The organism is Pseudomonas sp. M2(2023), from assembly GCF_030263955.1.
In the GTDB taxonomy this organism is placed as follows: Bacteria; Pseudomonadota; Gammaproteobacteria; order Pseudomonadales; family Pseudomonadaceae; genus Aquipseudomonas; species Aquipseudomonas asiatica.
In genome coordinates this window covers 2,350,335-2,367,434 of record NZ_CP127114.1, presented here as the reverse complement: position 1 = coordinate 2,367,434, position 17,100 = coordinate 2,350,335, and the positions used below count along the sequence as shown (strand labels likewise).

The 17,100-nt window shown below is 64.9% G+C and carries 16 protein-coding genes; 8 read left to right on the top strand and 8 right to left on the bottom strand.

Features of this window, described 5'->3' with window-relative positions; genetic code table 11:
- Positions 1–145 precede the first annotated feature (145 nt).
- From QN085_RS10925 to pedF, 4 genes are all read right to left on the bottom strand, one after another.
- A complete protein-coding gene (locus QN085_RS10925; RefSeq protein ID WP_013972178.1) occupies positions 146–1,084 on the bottom strand; it encodes a quinoprotein relay system zinc metallohydrolase 1 in 939 nt (312 codons plus the stop codon).
- Positions 1,085–1,123: 39 nt separating this feature from the next.
- Entirely contained in the window at positions 1,124–1,891 is a 768-nt protein-coding gene (locus QN085_RS10920) for a quinoprotein dehydrogenase-associated SoxYZ-like carrier (protein ID WP_041506076.1), read from the bottom strand.
- 178 nt (positions 1,892–2,069) lie between these two features.
- On the bottom strand, positions 2,070–2,945 hold the full coding sequence (locus QN085_RS10915) for a substrate-binding periplasmic protein (protein WP_015270051.1): 876 nt from the start codon (positions 2,943–2,945) through the stop codon (positions 2,070–2,072).
- Positions 2,946–2,950: 5 nt separating this feature from the next.
- Positions 2,951–3,412 carry a cytochrome c-550 PedF gene (pedF, locus tag QN085_RS10910; RefSeq protein WP_013972175.1) on the bottom strand — a complete coding sequence of 154 codons (462 nt, stop codon included), beginning with the start codon at positions 3,410–3,412 and terminating at the stop codon, positions 2,951–2,953.
- Positions 3,413–3,666: 254 nt separating this feature from the next.
- Here pedF and exaA point away from each other — a divergent pair, with 254 nt between their 5' ends.
- Positions 3,667–5,562 (top strand): quinoprotein ethanol dehydrogenase, encoded by a 1,896-nt coding sequence (exaA, locus tag QN085_RS10905; RefSeq protein ID WP_013972174.1) that lies wholly within the window; start codon positions 3,667–3,669, stop codon positions 5,560–5,562.
- A 67-nt stretch (positions 5,563–5,629) separates the two neighbouring features.
- Positions 5,630–6,289 carry a pentapeptide repeat-containing protein gene (locus QN085_RS10900; protein ID WP_013972173.1) on the top strand — a complete coding sequence of 220 codons (660 nt, stop codon included), beginning with the start codon at positions 5,630–5,632 and terminating at the stop codon, positions 6,287–6,289.
- 161 nt (positions 6,290–6,450) lie between these two features.
- Here the strand turns inward: QN085_RS10900 and QN085_RS10895 are convergent, their stop codons facing one another.
- Positions 6,451–7,089 (bottom strand): response regulator, encoded by a 639-nt coding sequence (locus tag QN085_RS10895; protein ID WP_003257635.1) that lies wholly within the window; start codon positions 7,087–7,089, stop codon positions 6,451–6,453.
- A complete protein-coding gene (locus tag QN085_RS10890) occupies positions 7,089–8,363 on the bottom strand; it encodes a HAMP domain-containing sensor histidine kinase (RefSeq protein ID WP_015270048.1) in 1,275 nt (424 codons plus the stop codon). The genes QN085_RS10895 and QN085_RS10890 overlap by 1 nt, the downstream gene beginning before the upstream one ends.
- Before the next feature lie 151 nt (positions 8,364–8,514).
- Here QN085_RS10890 and QN085_RS10885 point away from each other — a divergent pair, with 151 nt between their 5' ends.
- From QN085_RS10885 to QN085_RS10860, 6 genes are all read left to right on the top strand, one after another.
- Positions 8,515–9,708, top strand: coding sequence for a lanthanide ABC transporter ABC transporter substrate-binding protein PedA1 (locus tag QN085_RS10885; RefSeq protein ID WP_013972170.1), 1,194 nt, complete (start codon positions 8,515–8,517; stop codon positions 9,706–9,708).
- A gap of 31 nt (positions 9,709–9,739) precedes the next feature.
- Positions 9,740–10,729 (top strand): YVTN family beta-propeller repeat protein, encoded by a 990-nt coding sequence (locus QN085_RS10880; RefSeq protein ID WP_013972169.1) that lies wholly within the window; start codon positions 9,740–9,742, stop codon positions 10,727–10,729.
- Complete coding sequence (locus QN085_RS10875) at positions 10,726–11,466, top strand: lanthanide ABC transporter ATP-binding protein PedB/LutE (protein ID WP_038409366.1); 741 nt, start codon at positions 10,726–10,728, stop codon at positions 11,464–11,466. Before QN085_RS10880 ends, QN085_RS10875 begins: the two co-directional genes overlap by 4 nt.
- Positions 11,463–12,254, top strand: coding sequence for a lanthanide ABC transporter permease protein PedC (locus QN085_RS10870; protein WP_013972167.1), 792 nt, complete (start codon positions 11,463–11,465; stop codon positions 12,252–12,254). The genes QN085_RS10875 and QN085_RS10870 overlap by 4 nt, the downstream gene beginning before the upstream one ends.
- Positions 12,255–12,546: 292 nt before the next feature.
- Complete coding sequence (locus QN085_RS10865; RefSeq protein WP_023661936.1) at positions 12,547–13,107, top strand: PQQ-dependent catabolism-associated CXXCW motif protein; 561 nt, start codon at positions 12,547–12,549, stop codon at positions 13,105–13,107.
- Positions 13,108–13,164: 57 nt separating this feature from the next.
- Positions 13,165–13,830 carry a response regulator transcription factor gene (locus QN085_RS10860; RefSeq protein ID WP_013972165.1) on the top strand — a complete coding sequence of 222 codons (666 nt, stop codon included), beginning with the start codon at positions 13,165–13,167 and terminating at the stop codon, positions 13,828–13,830.
- Between the two features lie 45 nt (positions 13,831–13,875).
- On the opposite strand, the gene QN085_RS10855 is transcribed toward QN085_RS10860, so the two are convergent.
- Positions 13,876–15,774 carry a PAS domain-containing hybrid sensor histidine kinase/response regulator gene (locus QN085_RS10855; protein WP_003257629.1) on the bottom strand — a complete coding sequence of 633 codons (1,899 nt, stop codon included), beginning with the start codon at positions 15,772–15,774 and terminating at the stop codon, positions 13,876–13,878.
- Complete coding sequence (gene nosP / locus QN085_RS10850) at positions 15,743–16,906, bottom strand: nitric oxide-sensing protein NosP (RefSeq protein WP_013972164.1); 1,164 nt, start codon at positions 16,904–16,906, stop codon at positions 15,743–15,745. The genes QN085_RS10855 and nosP overlap by 32 nt, the downstream gene beginning before the upstream one ends.
- Positions 16,907–17,100 lie beyond the last annotated feature (194 nt).

The following is a 17,100-nucleotide window of genomic DNA, read 5'->3' as shown; positions in this document are numbered from 1 at the left end:
TTTTTGTTGTATCCGGGAAAACTTCCCGGTGTGTCGGGAATTCTTGGTCCCGACCTGCTTGCCAACAATTGCCCGCAGTGCTGAGTTTTCTAGTTCCTTGGTAGCAGTGAACTTGCGCGGTCCCACAGGGGGCCGCGTTACACCCTCAGATTGGGGGCTTGGCGTCGACACGCCGCAGCTGCTGGCGTTCGTAACGGGGGTACAAGTGGCTGACACTGCGAATCAGCTCGTAACGGGTCAGGCTGATAGCAGCAAACCGTTCGGGTATGGGGCTGCGGATCATCTCGGCCATGTCATCGCCACGCGCCGCGCCGTCGCGCATCAGCCCGTCCAGCCAGCCCAGGTAATCACGCATCTGGGCAAACGGCCGGGCATCGCTGGCGAGCGGGCCATGACCAGGCACCAGCTGCTTCCAGGGCAGCGCTTGCAAGGTGTCCAGGTCCTTCAGCCACACCTCCAGCCCCGGGCTGTTGGGCGTGGTCAATGCGCGCTCGTAGAACACCAGGTCGCCGGCGAACAGCACACCGGTGCTTTCATCCAGAATCGCCAGGTCGGCACCGGTGTGCCCGCCCAGCGCCAGCAGCCGCAGGCGGTGCCCACCCACCTCGTGAATACCTGGCTCCAGCACGCGGGTCGGCAGCACCACCTCGGTACCGCGCATCCAGTCGCCAACCAGGCGGTACATGTTCTCGGCCATGGCCTCCCCCTGCTGGCGCAACAGCTCGCCGGTACCGGCCAGGGCGCCGATGGGCACATCGGCAAAGGCCTGGTTGCCCAGCACATGGTCGGGGTGATGATGGGTCAGCAGCACTTCGACTACCGGCTTGTCGGTGGTGGCGGCAATGGCCTGGCGCAAGGCTTCGCCGTAGCGTTTCGACGGCCCGCTGTCGATCACCACCACCCCGCTGTCGGTGACGATGAACGCGGTGTTGACGATATTGCCGCCGTTATCCTTGGCGAAATTGTCGGTGCTGCCCTCCAGCAGCCAGGTGCCTTCGGCGATCTGCCGGGGCTTGAGCCGATAGTCCAGGTCTGCCCAGGCCGGCAGGCCCAGGCACAGTAGCAACAGCAGAATGCAACGCATGACGGGCGCCTCTGGTCAGGGATGGAGTCGGCAACGCGTTCAGGGCACTGCCGCCTCGAACTGGTTGCCGCTGTTGTCCTGCAACAACAGCCGGGTCGGCCCGGAGCCCTGGATGTCGAAGCCCAGGTTGGGGTTTTCGCTGACCGCCGGGTACAGTTCCAGGCTGGCCAGGCGCTGGCCGTCCGCGCCTTGCAACTCGGCATGGTTGAGGAAGAATTCGGGAACGCCGCTGACCAGGCCGTTGTCCATGGGGTGAGCCACCTGCAGGCGCAAGCGGCTGCTGTCGCCGCGCGGGTAGCGTCCGCCCAGGACTTCGCCAAGGTGTTCCTCCCAGCCGGGCTGAGTGCGTACCACGCTGGGCGCGGTACAACCGCCGCCGGCAGCATCGATCAGGGTCGAGCCGACATGCCACAGGCCGTCGCGGGTCAGCACCGCGGCACGCAGCGGTGTGGCCTGTTCGACGCGGATGCGGATCGACAACCAGGGCAGCACGCGCTCGCCAGGCTGGAAGTCGACGATACGCGGCAGCGGGTTGAGTTCGGCCCAGGCGATGATCCGCACCACTTCACCGCTGAACGCCCGAGCGTCGATCTCCAACGGCACCTGGCGTGCGTCCTCGGCAAAGGGTGGCGCCAGCAGCTTGACCCGATCATCGAACACGAATGCGGCCTGGCCCAGCAGCTGCTTGTGGTAGAAGTCCCACATCACCGACGGCACCGGGTCCTTTTGGCTACCTGGCTCGCTGGCCAGGGCTTGTGCGGCCCAGAGCACCCAGCAGGCCAGCAGGAAAGTCGCTCGCCAGTTCATCGCCCACTCCTTTTGATCAACGCAAACCTGGCTGACAGTGCACGGTCCTTGTGGGAGCGGGTTCACCCGCGAACACCGGCGAGGCCGGTGCCATATACCGCGTCGCATTCTTCGCGGGTGAACCCGCTCCCACAGGGGGATGTGTTGCTTTTACAAACTCACAAGCCTGCGAAGCCTGTTACTGATACATCTCCGGCACCTGGTAACGCAGGCCATAACTGGCATAAATCGCCTTCATCCGCCCATCACGAATCAGCGTCTCAAGCGCTTCCTCCACCGCATAGGCCAGCTGCCGGTTGCTTTCATGCACCGCCATGCCGATCTCCCAGGCCTGCTTGCCAAGGTTCGGGTAGGCGTTTTCCGCCAGGGCCAGCTGCGGGTCGGCAGCTTGATGCAGTTGCCAGTCAACTTCGCCGCGCATCGCCATCACCGCGTCCACCTGGCCGGCCTGCATGGCGCCGAAAGCTTGCTGCACATTGGGGTAGTGATGGGTCCTGGCACTGAGCATGCCGTTGAACACAGAAGTCAGATAGAACGACGGTACGCTGTCCACCTCGACCCCGATCGGGTGCTGCTGGAACACCGCGACACTGGCCACCGAGGGCAGGCGGCGGCGATCATAGGCGACCTGCCAGCGCTCCTCCTGATAAGGGCCGAACATGACCACCTGGGCGTTTTCCAGCTCGCCTACCTCGTTGCGTCGCTGCGCATAGGCATGGTCGTATGGCACCCGCATCATCAGGTCGGCCAGTTGCTGGTGGCGCAACGGGCTGCCGCGCCAGATGTAGTCGCGCAGATCGTCGTCGAGCTTTTCCCCGGGTGGCGCCCAGATCAGCTGCAAGCGCACCCCCAACGCCGTGGCCAGGGCCTGCGCCAGCTCCACGTCGACACCTCGCGGCTGGCCGTGGTCCTCGAAACTGTAGGGCGCAAAGTCCTTGTACACAGCCACCTTCAATTCGCCGGCGGCGATGATCGCATCGTAGTTGCGCACCTGCGCCTGCGCCGCCGCGCAGCACAGCAGCAAGCCACTGAACAGCACCGCCAACAGACGCATGGCCGTCATTCCTCGACGTGCACGCTGTCCAGGTAGGTGCGCACCGCCCACAGGGCCTCCTGGCTCAGGTAGTCGGCCATTTTCGGCATGTACACCCGGCCGTCGCGGACCGCACCGTGGCGTACCCGCTCGACGAACCACTCATCCCCGGCCTCGCCGGCATCGAGCATGCGCAGATCCGGGGCGATGCCCCCCGACTTGGCCTCCAGGCCATGGCAGGCGGCGCAGTTCTGGTTGTAGGCCGAGGCACCGATCTCCACGGCCTTGTCGTGCTCGGGAGAGCTGCGGTACGGGTTGACCGCTGCCCAGCCATCGCCGTCCAGGGTTACGCCAGCGTCCTTGATCGGGGTCAGGCCCTTGGTTTCCACGGCCTGGGGCACCACATTGCCATGTGCCCAGGCAGTGCCGGTCAGCACTGCACTGGCAAGCAGCCCGGCAGCCAGCAAGACGTTGCGTTTTGTTGTCATTTTTATGCCCTCACGATTGCACGCAAGGCCTCAACCACAGAGGCCGTGTCGCCATCTTAGAAACAGCCCGCAGGCGGCCGAATGCTGCTTTGGTGGCCGCGCCTTACTCCCTTGGTAGTAGGGCTTGTGGCGAAGGGCCAAATGAGGTGCCCCGTGGGAACTATTCCCGGCAAGGGCGGGATTTTTTCCGTATCCCGCAAGGCCCGCCCCGTCCCACCCTGTGCAGGCCAAAACCTCCACTGGGAACTGCAACCATGACAACAAGAACGCTACCCGCCCTTTCCCCTCTGGCCCTGAGCGTGCGGGCCTTGCTGCTGGCCGGTAGCCTGGCCCTGGGCAGCGTGGCCACGGCAGCCACCACCCCTGCGGCACCTGCCAGCAAGAACGTGACGTGGGAAGACATCGCCAACGACCACCTGACCACCCAGGATGTGCTGCAGTACGGCATGGGTACCAACGCCCAGCGCTGGAGCCCATTGGCCCAGGTCAATGACAAGAACGTGTTCAAGCTGACCCCGGCGTGGTCCTATTCCTTCGGCGACGAGAAACAACGCGGCCAGGAATCCCAGGCCATCGTCAGCGACGGTGTGGTCTACGTTACCGGCTCATATTCGCGGGTGTTCGCCCTCGATGCGAAAACCGGCAAACGCCTGTGGACCTACAACCACCGCCTGCCGGACAACATTCGCCCCTGCTGCGATGTGGTCAACCGCGGCGCGGCGATCTACGGCGACAAGATCTACTTCGGCACCCTCGACGCGCGGGTCATCGCCCTCGACAAGCGCACCGGCAAAGTGGTGTGGAACAAGAAGTTCGGCGACCACGCCGCCGGCTACACCATGACCGGTGCCCCGGTGCTGATCAAGGACAAGACCAGCGGCAAGGTACTGCTGATCCACGGCAGCTCCGGCGATGAATTCGGCGTGGTCGGCCAACTGTTCGCCCGCGACCCGGACACCGGTGAAGAGGTGTGGATGCGGCCCTTCGTCGAGGGCCACATGGGCCGCCTGAACGGCAAGGACAGCACGCCGACCGGTGACGTCAAGGCGCCGTCCTGGCCGGACGACCCCACTACCGAAACCGGCAAGGTCGAAGCCTGGAGCCACGGCGGCGGCGCGCCTTGGCAAAGCGCCAGCTTCGACCCCGAGACCAACACCATCATTGTCGGCGCCGGCAACCCTGGCCCCTGGAACACCTGGGCGCGCACCTCGAAGGACGGCAACCCGCATGACTTCGACAGCCTGTATACCTCAGGGCAGGTCGGCGTCGACCCGAGCACCGGTGAAGTGAAGTGGTTCTACCAGCACACGCCCAACGATGCCTGGGATTTCTCCGGCAACAACGAGCTGGTGCTGTTCGACTACAAGGGCAAGGACGGCAAGCTGGTCAAGGCCACCGGCCACGCCGACCGCAACGGCTTCTTCTACGTGGTGGACCGCAGCAACGGCAAACTGCAGAACGCTTTCCCCTTCGTCGACAACATCACCTGGGCCAGCCACATCGACCTCAAGACCGGGCGCCCGGTGGAAAACCCTGGGCAGCGCCCGGCCAAACCGCTGCCGGGAGAAACCAAGGGCAAGCCGGTGGAGGTCTCGCCACCCTTCCTTGGCGGCAAGAACTGGAACCCCATGGCCTACAGCCAGGACACCGGCCTGTTCTACATCCCCGGCAACCAGTGGAAGGAGGAGTACTGGACCGAGGAAGTGAACTACAAGAAGGGCTCGGCCTACCTGGGCATGGGCTTCCGCATCAAGCGCATGTACGACGACCACGTCGGCACCCTGCGCGCCATGGACCCGACCACCGGCAAGCTGGTTTGGGAGCACAAGGAGCACCTGCCGCTGTGGGCCGGCGTGCTGGCGACCAAGGGCAACCTGGTGTTCACCGGCACCGGCGACGGCTTCTTCAAGGCCTTCGACGCCAAGACGGGCAAGGAGCTGTGGAAGTTCCAGACCGGCAGCGGCATCGTCTCGCCGCCGATCACCTGGGAACAGGACGGCGAGCAGTACATCGGCGTGACCGTGGGCTACGGCGGCGCGGTACCGCTGTGGGGCGGCGACATGGCCGAACTGACCAAGCCGGTGGCCCAGGGTGGTTCGTTCTGGGTGTTCAAGATCCCAAGCTGGGACAACAAGACTGCACAGCGTTGACTTGCAGCGGGGAGCGGGCCTGCGCCCCTCCCCGCTTCTGCCTTTCTCCTGCCAAGAGCCTTTCGCCATGAACTACCTGCCACTTGCCTTGTTGATCGTGCTGACCCCTGCCATGGCCGAGAATGCCGACGACGCTGGCAACGATACCCCCCTGACCATCAACGGCTGCGTGATTGCCGAAGCCAGCCAGTGCCCGGGGGCCGACCTGCGGGGCGCCAACCTGGCCAACCAGGACCTGCGCAAGATGAACCTGGCCGGCGCCGACCTGCGCGATGCCGACCTGCGCCATGCCCGGCTGGACCTGGCCAACCTGGAAAAGGCCAACCTGCAAGGCGCCAACCTGACCCGCGCCAGCCTGCAGCAGAGCAACCTGCGCCTGGCCGACCTGAGCCAAAGCCGGCTCGTTGCGATTCAGGGCTGGGGCCTGTTTGCCCAGGGTGCGCAATTTGCCAAGGCCGACCTCAGCGCGGCCTACCTGCAGTTCGCAAGGTTGTCAGGGGCGAAGATGCAGCAGGCCAACCTGCGCGCGGCGGACCTGGAAATGGCCTGGCTGAGCAAGGCTGATCTGCAAGGGGCCGACCTTGGCGATGCCAACCTGCAGGAGGCCAAGTTTGGCCAGAGCAACCTGGCCCGCGCCGACTTGCGCGGGGCGCGGCAGCATTACGGGAATTTTCAAGAGGCCAACATGGAGGGGTGCAAGGGGTGCCCCGAGACCTGGGACAATTGAGCAAAGCGTGCTTGGGCACATTGTTCCCCTGTGGGAGCGGGTTCACCCGCGAACACCGGCGAAGCCGGTGCCATATACCGAGTCGCCTCATTCGCGGGTGAACCCGCTCCCACAGAGTCACTGCTAAATCCATCAGTCATATGTTGGCCTTCAAAGAAACCTCACCCCGCCACCCGCACCACCCCCAGATCAATCCCCAGATGCACCAGCTCCGCATGGGAGCTGACCTGCAACTTGCTCTTGAGCAAGGTCAGGTGGTTGGACACGGTCTTGGCACTGATGCACAACTGCTCGGCAATCCCTCGCACCGGGGTGCCCTTGGCCAGCATCACGAAGATTTCCAGCTCACGCTGGGTCATGCGCTGCAGGCGCGGGTCGCTGGCATTCTGCTGTGACGTGCAGGCCAACTGGGTGGCCAAGGGCTGTTCGATATAGGCATGCCCGGCCAACACCCGCTGCACCGCCTCGATCAGCACTTCGGGCGCCGAGTTCTTGGTCAGGTATCCTGAGGCACCAGCATCCAGCGCCTGGCGCACCAGCGGCAGTTCGTCATGCATGCTGAAGAACAGCACCCGCAACTGCGGCAGGCGCTGACGCAGGCGCCGGGTGGTTTCCAGCCCGCTGATGCCTGGCAGGCCAAAGTCCATGATCACCAGGTTGGGCACCTGTTCCTGAACCCGCGCCAGCGCCTCTTCGCCACTGGCAGCCTCACGCACCTGTACCTTCGGCAGCACCGCTCGCAGCAGGCTGGCATAGCCCTGGCGGACCACGGCGTGGTCATCGACCAACACGATATTCATCACACCTCCATGGGAATGTTCAGGGCCAGCGCCCAGCCGGCACCCGGTCGGCTGAGGATGCGCAGTTCACCGCCCAGGCTGCGGGCGCGCTCGGCCATCGAGTGCAGGCCTACCCCGGGGCGCTGGGGCTGGCTGGCACCGCAACCGTTGTCGCGAACCAGCAGGCGCAAGCCCTTGGCGCTGCGTTGCAGGCGCACCCGCACCTGGCTTGCGCCGGCGTGACGGGCGACGTTGGTCAACGCCTCCTGCAGCAAACGATACAAATGCGTGCGACTCGGCCCGGGTAGTGCCGGCAAATGCTCGCCTACCCGCAGGCGGCAATCGATACCCTGGCTGGCCTGCCATTGGCTCACCAGCAGGCCGAAGGCTTCGGCCAGCGGCATGTGCTGCAACGCCAGCGGGTACAGGTCATGTACCAGGGCGCGGAAACCTTGCTGCAGGCGTTCACAATCGAGCTCCAGGGTGCGTGTCGTCTGCGCCACCGCGGTTGGCTGGTCGGCGACCATGCGCAGCAGGCAGAGCTGGGCCCGAATACCCGCCAGGTATTGCCCGAGGTCGTCGTGCAGGGTCTGCGCCAACTGGGTGCGTTCCTGCTCCTGCACCGCCAGCAGGGCCTGGGTAAGTTGGGTATTGTCGCAGCGGGCCTGCTCCAGAGACGCGGTCATGCGGTTGAAGTGCTCCGCCAATTGGCGCGCCTCCGGCAGGCCGGCCTCGCGCAGGCGTGCGGTCAATTGCCCACCCGAGACCTGGCGCAAGGCCTGCAGCAGATCGTCCAGCAAGCCCATGCCCCGCCGCACCGCCCAACGGATGGTCAACAAGCTCAGCAGCAACGCAAGGCCGCACAAGACCAACAACTGCTGCAGGGAGTCACGCACCTCGTCGATTTCATCTCGTGCATCCACGGCGATCATTACCCGGCGACCATCCCCCAGCTCCAGCAGCCGGCTGCTGTCGTGGCGCTGCCCAAGCAGTTGGCGGCCCAACCAGGCATCCAGGCCGGTTGCTTGCGGCAGCCGCGCAGGTTCATCCGCCGCCAGCCAGTGCACCCGCACATGGCGCAGGCTTTGCGTCAGCCGTGGTTGCAGGCTCTGCGGGTCGCGCTCGGCAGTGTCGCCGAGGTATGCCACCACGGCTTGCGCCGACTGCAGCTCCCGCTCCACGTCAGCCACCGCCTGGCGCAACAGCACCACGGCACAGGCCAGCGTCAACATCGCGAAGCAACAAGTGACCCAGAGGTTGATCCGCCACAGGGCCGAAAGGTTGACAAGGCGCATGGGCAGTTCTCCTCGGGGTTGCTGCGGCCATCGTAAAACCCGCGCCCATGTGGTGAATTACTACCTTGGTACCGGGCGAGCGCTACTTTCTGCATATTCCCCCCTCCCGGCGCGCTTCCTATGCTGGCGCCATCTGCCGTGGAGTTGCCTTATGCGCCTGCCTGCCCACCTTGCCATGACCTGCCTGCTGGCCCTGGCCGCGACGTTTTCTGCAAGCCCGGCACCCGCCGCGCAGGCCCCGGGCGGGGAACCGTTGCAAGTGCGCATCGGCTATCTCGGCTATCGCCCCGCTCCCGGCCCGCTGCTGTCCAACATCATTCCCGAACCCACCGATGCCGGGCTGCAGGGCGCCGAACTGGCGATTGTCGACAGCAACAGCAGCGGGCGTTTTCTCAAACAGGAATTCCACCTGGCCAATGCCACGGTCGAAAGCCCCGAAGCCCTGCTGCAGGCTGCCAAGGCCCAGCATGACCAGGGCCTGCGGCTGTTCGTGGTAAATGCCCCCGCCGCCAGCCTGCGCGCGCTATCTGCCGCCCTGCCCGACAGCCTGCTGTTCAACGCCGGCAGCCCGGACGACAGCCTGCGCAGCAGCCAGTGCCTGGGCAATGTGCTGCACAGCCTGCCCAGCCGCGCCATGCTGGCCGATGCCCTGGCGCAGTTCCTGGTAATGCGCAAATGGCAACGGGCGCTGTTGGTCGTCGGCCAGACCGACGATGACCGGGCCTATGCGGCGGCCCTGCGCCGCGCCATGAAGCGCTTCGGCATGCAGCTGGTCGCGGAGAAAGCCTGGACATTCGACAACGACCAGCGCCGCAGCGCCCAGGCCGACATGCCGCTGTTCACCCAAACCGCCGAGTACGACGTGGTGCTGGTGGCTGACGAACGCGGCGACTTCGGCGAGTACCTGCCCTACCAGACCTGGTATCCGCGGCCGGTAGCCGGCACCCAGGGCCTGACCCCCACCGGCTGGCACAAGACCGTTGAAACCTTCGGCGCGGCGCAGTTGCAAAAGCGCTTCGAAGCCCAGGCCGGGCGCTGGATGAACGACCGCGACTTCGCCGCCTGGATGGCCGTGCGCAGCGTCGCCAGCGCAGTGAGCAAACTGCGCCAGGCCGAGCCCCGCGCCCTGCAGCAACTGCTGCTCAGCGAGCAGTTGCCGCTGGACGGCTTCAAGGGCCGCAAGCTCAGCTACCGCCCGTGGAACGGCGAGCTGCGCCAGCCGATCCCGCTGGTGCAGCCGCGGGCCCTGGTCAGTACCTCACCGCAGGAGGGCTTCCTGCACCCGTTCAACGAAATGGACAGCCTGGGCTACGACAGGCCCGAAGTGACCTGCGGCTACCCCTGACCCGATAACCAAAACAAAAAAGGATTTCGCCATGCGTCGCTCCCCTTTTCACCGGGCACTGCTTTACCCCAGCCTGCTGTCCGGCGCCCTGGCCCTTGCCAGCGGGCACGCCGTGGCCGCCACCGCCTGGGTATCGAACGAGAAGGACAACAGCCTCAGCCTGATCGACATGCAGACCCTGCAAGTCACCGAGACCCTGCCAGTGGGCCAGCGCCCGCGCGGCCTGCTGCTGTCCCACGACAACACGCTGCTGTACATCTGCGCCAGCGATTCGGACCGGGTGCAAGTGATGGATGTGGCCACCCGCAAGATCATCAAGGAACTGCCCTCCGGCAAGGACCCCGAGCAGTTCGCCCTGCACCCCAACGACCGCTGGTTGTATGTGTCCAACGAGGACGACGCGCTGGTGACGGTAATCGATACCCAGACCGACAAGGTGCTCGGGCAGATCGACGTCGGCATCGAGCCCGAAGGCATGGCGGTGAGCCCGGATGGCAAATGGGCAGTCAACACCAGCGAAACCACCAACATGCTGCACTGGATCGACACCAGCACCCAGACCCTGGCGGACAGCACCCCGGTGGACCAGCGGCCGCGCTTCGTCGAGTTCAGCCAGGACGGCTCGCGGCTGTGGGCCTCGGCAGAAATCGGCGGCACGGTGACCATCCTCGACGTGGCCAGCCGCCAGGTGCTGAAAACCCTGAACTTCCAGATCAAGGGCGTGCACCCGGACAAGGTCCAGCCGGTAGGCATCAAGCTCAGCGCCGATGGCAAGTACGCGTTCGTCGCCCTGGGCCCGGCCAACCATGTGGCGGTGGTCGATGCCAAGACCTACGAAGTACTCGACTACCTGCTGGTGGGCCGGCGGGTCTGGCAATTGGCGTTCACCCCGGACCAGAGCCATTTGCTGGCCACCAACGGGGTCAGTGGCGACGTTTCGGTGATCGATGCAAAAAACCTCAAGGTGCTCAAGTCGGTGAAGGTCGGCCGCTACCCCTGGGGCGTGGTGGTGACGCCATGAATACCCTCGAAGTCAGTGACGTGAGCTTTGCCTACGGCCAGCGCGAGGCGCTCAGGCAAGTCGGCTTCAGCCTGGCGCCCGGGCGCTTTGCCGCCTTGCTGGGCCCCAATGGCGCCGGCAAGTCGACCTTGATCGCCCTGCTCACCCGCTTGTACGACCTGCAGCATGGCGACATCCGCGTGTGCGGCTGCTCGCTGCGCAACGCCACACGCCCGGCCTTGCGCCAGCTGGGCGTGGTGTTCCAGCAAAGCACCCTCGACCTGGACCTGAGCGTGGAGCAGAACCTGCGCTACCACGCCTCGCTGCACGGCCTGTCGCGGCGCCAGGGCAATATTCGGGTCGATGCCGAGTTGGCCCGCCAGGGCCTCGATGAGCGGCGGCGCGAACCGGTCCGGGCGCTGAACATCGGCCATCGGCGCCGGGTGGAGATTGCCCGCGCGCTCCTGCATGAGCCGCGTTTGCTGTTGCTCGACGAGGCCAGCGTCGGCCTCGACCCGGCCAGCCGCCTGGCGCTCAACCAGCACCTGCGGCTGCTGTGCCGCGAGCAGCGCCTCAGTGTGCTGTGGACCACCCATCTGCTGGACGAAGTGCAGCCCAGCGATGACCTGCTGATCCTGCATCAAGGGCGCCTGGTGGCCAGCGGCACGGCCGATGCCCTGAGCCTGGAGCACGGCGGTGACCTCGACCATGCCTTTGCCCGCCTGACCAGCGCCCCCACAGGAGCCAATGCCCGATGAACGCTTACTGGCAGTGCTTCAACGGCATTCTCCTGCGCGAATGCCTGCGTTTCGTCCTGCAACGCACCCGTTTTCTCAGCGCCCTGGTGCGCCCGCTGCTGTGGCTGCTGGTGTTCGCCGCCGGCTTTCGCGCGGCCCTGGGCATTGCGATCATCGAGCCCTACGACACCTACATCCCCTACGAGGTGTACATCATTCCGGGCCTTGCCTGCATGATCCTGCTGTTCAACGGCATGCAGGGCTCGCTGTCGATGGTCTATGACCGGGAGATGGGCAGCATGCGCGTGTTGCTGACCAGCCCGTTGCCGCGGCCCTTCCTGCTCGGCAGCAAGCTGCTGGCGACCTCGTTGATCTCCCTGCTGCAGGTGTACGCCTTCCTTGCCATCGCCTGGTTGTATGGTGTGCAGCCACCGGCTGCGGGCCTGTTGCTGGCGCTGCCGGCGTTGTTGCTGGTGGCGCTGATGCTCAGCGCCCTGGGCCTGTTGCTATCGAATGCGATTCGCCAGCTGGAGAACTTTGCCGGGGTGATGAACTTCGTGATATTCCCGCTGTTCTTCCTGTCCTCGGCGCTGTACCCGTTGTGGAAGATGCGCGAGGCCAGCCAGTGGCTGTACTGGCTGTGTGCAGTGAACCCGTTCACCCATGCCGTGGAGCTGGTGCGCTTTGCCTTGTATGAGCGCTTCAACCCGCTGGCGCTGGCGGTATGCCTGGGGCTGACCGTGCTGTTCACCCTGCTGGCGATCCTCACCTTCAACCCCCAGCATGCGGCGCTGCGCAAGCCGCGCTGAGCGGCAGCTGTCTCCCATCGGACCTTTCGCCGAACCCGTTGAAGGAACACGGTCCGTGTGGGAGCGGGTTCACCCGCGAAGAAGGCGACGCGGTGCATGGCACCGGCTACGCCGGTGTTCGCGGGTAAACCCGCTCCTACAGGGATCGCGCCTGCATTCAGATATTGGGCAGGATCAGGCCAGAGGCGCCCGGCTTTCTACTACTTTGGTACTGCCTTTGCTGTCTGATCGTCGCATTCACAATGCACCGCCACTGGCATGTAATGGGCCTATAACAAAAAGGACAACCCCCATGCCACGTGCCCTGCCCCGGCTGCCACGCCCATTGCTGGCGGCGCTTTCCCTGAGCCTGACGCTAGGCGCTGCCCAGGCGGATACCACGCCGCTATTCTCTGCCGACGGCTACCGCACCACCCTCTACCGCAGCCCGACCCCACAGCAGGTCGAGGGCGGCCAGGTCATCGACACCGCCATGCTGCAAGACCTGCTGGGGCACACCCCCAAGCCGGTGCTGATCGACGTCTATCGCCGCCAATGGCTGCAAGGCCGCTTCATCGAAGATGAACCCCACGCCAACATCCCCGGCAGCCGCTGGCTGGCCAACACCGGCGACGGCGAGCTGAGCCCGGCGTGGCACGATTACTTCGTGCGCAACCTGCAACAAGCCACCGCCGGGCGCACGGAGCAACCGCTGGTCTTTTACTGTCGCTCCGATTGCTGGTTAAGCTGGAACGCGGTAAAACGCGCGAAAGCCCTGGGCTATAAGAATCTGTATTGGTACCGCGATGGCCTGGACGCCTGGCAACAGGCCAACCTGCCGCTGCAGCCAGCGCAGCCGGAACCCTTCCCCTGAATTCATCGCCTGCAAACGCGTGCCCGCTCCATCCAATAAAAACGAGGTGAAAAGGCCATGTACAAAATTCTGATTGCCGACGATCACCCCCTGTTTCGCGAAGCCATCCACAACGTTATCAGCGATGGCTTCCAGGGCAGCGAAGTCATGGAAACTGCCGACCTGGACAGCGCCCTGGCGCTGACCCACGAACATGACGACCTCGACCTGATCCTGCTCGACCTGAACATGCCCGGCATGCATGGCCTCAATGGCCTGATCACCCTGCGCAACGAGGCACCGACCACGCCGGTGGTGATCGTCTCGGCCGAGCAGGAAAAGCAGATCGTGCTGCAGGCCATCACTTATGGCGCGGTGGGCTTCATCACCAAGTCCTCGCCACGTTCACAGATGATCGAAGCGATCGAGCAGATCCTCAACGGCAATGTCTACCTGCCGCCCGACATCATCCGAGCCCAGAAAAGCAGCACCAGCCGGCGCCTGAACGATGCCCCGAGCTTCCCGCCGGAGATGCTCCAGGCCCTGACCCGCAAGCAGCTGCTGGTGCTCGAGCGCATGACCAAGGGCGAGTCGAACAAACAGATCGCCTACACCCTGGATATCGCCGAGACCACGGTCAAGGCCCACGTTTCGGCGATCCTGCGCAAGCTCAACGTACACAACCGGGTACAGGCCATCCTCAGTGCCGGTGATATCGATTTCGGTGATTACCTGCGGCGTTGACCTATTCCGGCCTCTTCGCGGGCTTGCCCGCGAAGAGGCCGGCGGCTATGCCACACTGCTGCCCAGCAAATGGCTCATCGCCGCCTTAAGCTTCATCGGCCGCACCGGCTTGTGCATCAGGGTGTGGCCCTGCTCGCGGATCTGTTGCTTGAGCTCGTTGCTGTAGTTGGCGGTGATCATCATCGCCGGCAAGGGCTGGGTACGGCGGGCATTGATCCGCGCCACGGCGTCGACGCCATTGCAGTCGTTGTCCAGGTGGTAGTCGGCGATCAGCAGGTCGGCCTCGGCATGGTAGTTGTCCACCTGACGCGCAAGGTCTTCCTCCGACAGAGCGGTGACCACCCGGCAGCCCCACCCCTCCAGCAGGGTACGCATGCCGGCGCAAATCGCGGCATCGTTATCCAGTACCCACACCCGCGCCCCGCGCAGGCGTTCGAGCATCGGCTCGCTGATTGCCTGGCTCGGCTGGGCCTTGGGCGCGGTGGTGCTCAGCGGCACTTCGACAGCGAACACCGAGCCTTTGCCAAGCCATGAACGCACCCGAATCCGGTGGCCAAGAATGCCGGCGATCTTTTCCACGATCGCCAGGCCCAGGCCCAAGCCACGGTCCTGGTCCGGACGCTGCACATCACCGCGCCTGAACTCCTGGAACATTTCTTCCAGGTGCTCTTCGGCGATACCGATCCCGCTGTCCCATACTTCGATCCGCAAGCCGCCACGCTGGCGCCGGCAGCCCAGCACCACGCGCCCACTGCGGGTATAGCGAATGGCATTGCTGAGCAGGTTGCGCAGGATCCGCGCCAGCAGCTGGATGTCACTGCGCACCACGGCGGAACAGCCCACGAAATGCAGTTCAAGCCCTTCGCTGCGCGCCACCTGGGCGTATTCGGCAGCGAGGTTGTCCATCAGTTCGCGCAGGGCGAACGGGGCGACATCGGCCTTGATCACGCCAGCATCGAGCTTGGAAATATCCACCAGGGTACCTAGCAGGTTCTCCACATCCTCCAGCGAGTTGCTGACATTACGCACCAAATGGGCACTGTTGTGCGGCTCGCGGTGTTCGAGCAAGGCGCTGGTGAACAGCCGTGCCGCGTTCAGTGGCTGCAGCAGGTCATGGCTGACGGCGGCAAGGAACTTGGTTTTCGACAGGTTGGCCTGCTCGGCCTCGCGCTTGGCCTCGCGCAGGCGCGATTCCACCCGGCTGCGCTCCTCGATTTCGCGCAGCAGCTGCTCGTTGAGGCTGGTCAGCTCGGCCGTGCGCTCGCGTACCCGTTGCTCCAGGTGCTGATATGCCTGGTGCAGCGCCTGTGCGGTATTGCGTCGCTCGGTGATGTCGCGGATCAACACGAAGATGCCCACCACTTCGCCATTGGCCAGGCGGTTCGGCACATAGGAGCGCAGCATGTAGCGTTCCTGGCCGTTGATGTTGGTTTCGGCAAACTCGAAGGTTACGCTCTCCCCCGCCAGCGCCCGCGCCACGTAGGCCTCCAGGCGCTGGTAATGCTGCTCGCTGTGGGCTTCGCGCAGGCTCTGGCCCAGCATCACGCCGCGAGGCCAGCAATACCATTCTTCATAGACCTTGTTGGTGAATTCGTAGACCAGGTCGGCATTCAGGTAAGCGATCAGCGCCGGTACATGGTCGGTGATCAGGCGAATCTGGTGCTGGTGTGCCGTCTCGGCCCGCTGCCGGGCCTCGCTGAGCAGGTGGTTGACGGCCTTGAGCTCGGCCATGGCCTGGTTCAGCGCTTCGGTGCGTTCGCGCACCTGCTCGGCCAGCACCACCGAATGCTGGAACGCGGCATAAGGGTCATTGCCACGCGTGACGCCGGACTCGATACGCTCGATCAGGGCGCCGTTGATACGCTGCAGCTTGTGGTTCTGGTGCTGCAGCCGGGCGACCTCGGCCTGCAGTTCAGCGACCGACAGGAGGCCGGTTGCGGGCAATGGCGACTCCGGTGAAGGTCTGGTTGATGTGCATGCCATCGAACTGTTCTCCGTAGGTGTTGAAGCCGATCACCCGCTGCTCGCGCAGGAACGCACCGACCGCTTCCAGCCCGTCCCGGGCTTCCAGCTCCAGCCGCCGCAGGAAGCAATCGCAACCGATGGTCAGCAGCAGCGGGCCGAGGCGCTGCTGCAAGCCGTCGAACAACTGGTGCAGGTTTGGCAACAGCGGGCCCGGGGTCATGGCGGTAAGCACGATGCCGTTTTCCACAGCGCAGTAGAAACTCAGGCTCAGGTCCGGGTGCACCTGCTGTATCGCCCGCACGTAATACTGGTCGTGGATGCGCACGGCCAGCGGATGGGCAGCGAACACACGATGATCGAGCTCGGCCACCGGCACGCCGATGTGCCGGGCGTATTCCTCGGCAGCTGGCTCGGCATTCAGTTCGAAGACCCGGCGCTGGGCACTGTCGGCGCCGGTGACCACCAGCTTTTCCTGGCGCGGCAGGATGTGGTGGGTGGTGAACACTTCGAAGTCGAGCCAGGTATTGACCAGCACCACCACCGCCGCGCCGTGGTGGAACGCGCCGCCGAAATACACATGGGTGCGGGTCAGGTAGTTGTCGTCGCCGGCCGAGCCGCCGAAATGCGGGATGTCGCCCAGGGCCGCACTGAGGGCGGCAAGCACCATTTCCTCGCGGCTGGACAAGCCGTCGAGCAGGGTCAGGGCAAAGCTGTGGCCCTTGATCGGCGCCAGGTTATTGCTGCGGCAGGTGCCGACCAGGCGCTCGACCATCTGCTGGGCGTCGATCAGGCTGAAGCGCTCCATTTCGTCGATCAGCTCGGTAGCGATGGAAAAGTGCCGATGATCGAACCCCACTGCCGTTATGCAGTTGCGACCATAGCCCTGCGGGGTGATTTCCCCGGCGCTGGTGCAACCGACCAGGCGGATGCCGCCAAAGCCCTGCTCCAGGGCTTCGCCCAGGGCCTGCAGGTCGTATTCGGCGGAGCAGAAGAACAGCACGAAGCCCAGGTGCGGGTGCAGCAACTGCGCCGCCAGCTCCTGGGCTGCCTGCCGGGCATCGGTTGCCTGGGACATGGCGCTGACCACACCGTCGTTGTGAGCCTGCTGCATCGTGGTCTCCGGCGCGGGGTGGCTGAGTGATGAGTGTACGAAGGCGATCATCGAGGACGAATGCTACTTGGGTAGCGGGTGGGCGGTTCCATGGTTGTAATAGCTTTTCCTGAAGATTGCCGGGGCCGCTGCGCGGCCCTTTCGCGACGCAAGGCCGCTCCCACATGGGCTTGCGCGGTCGATGTGGGAGCGGC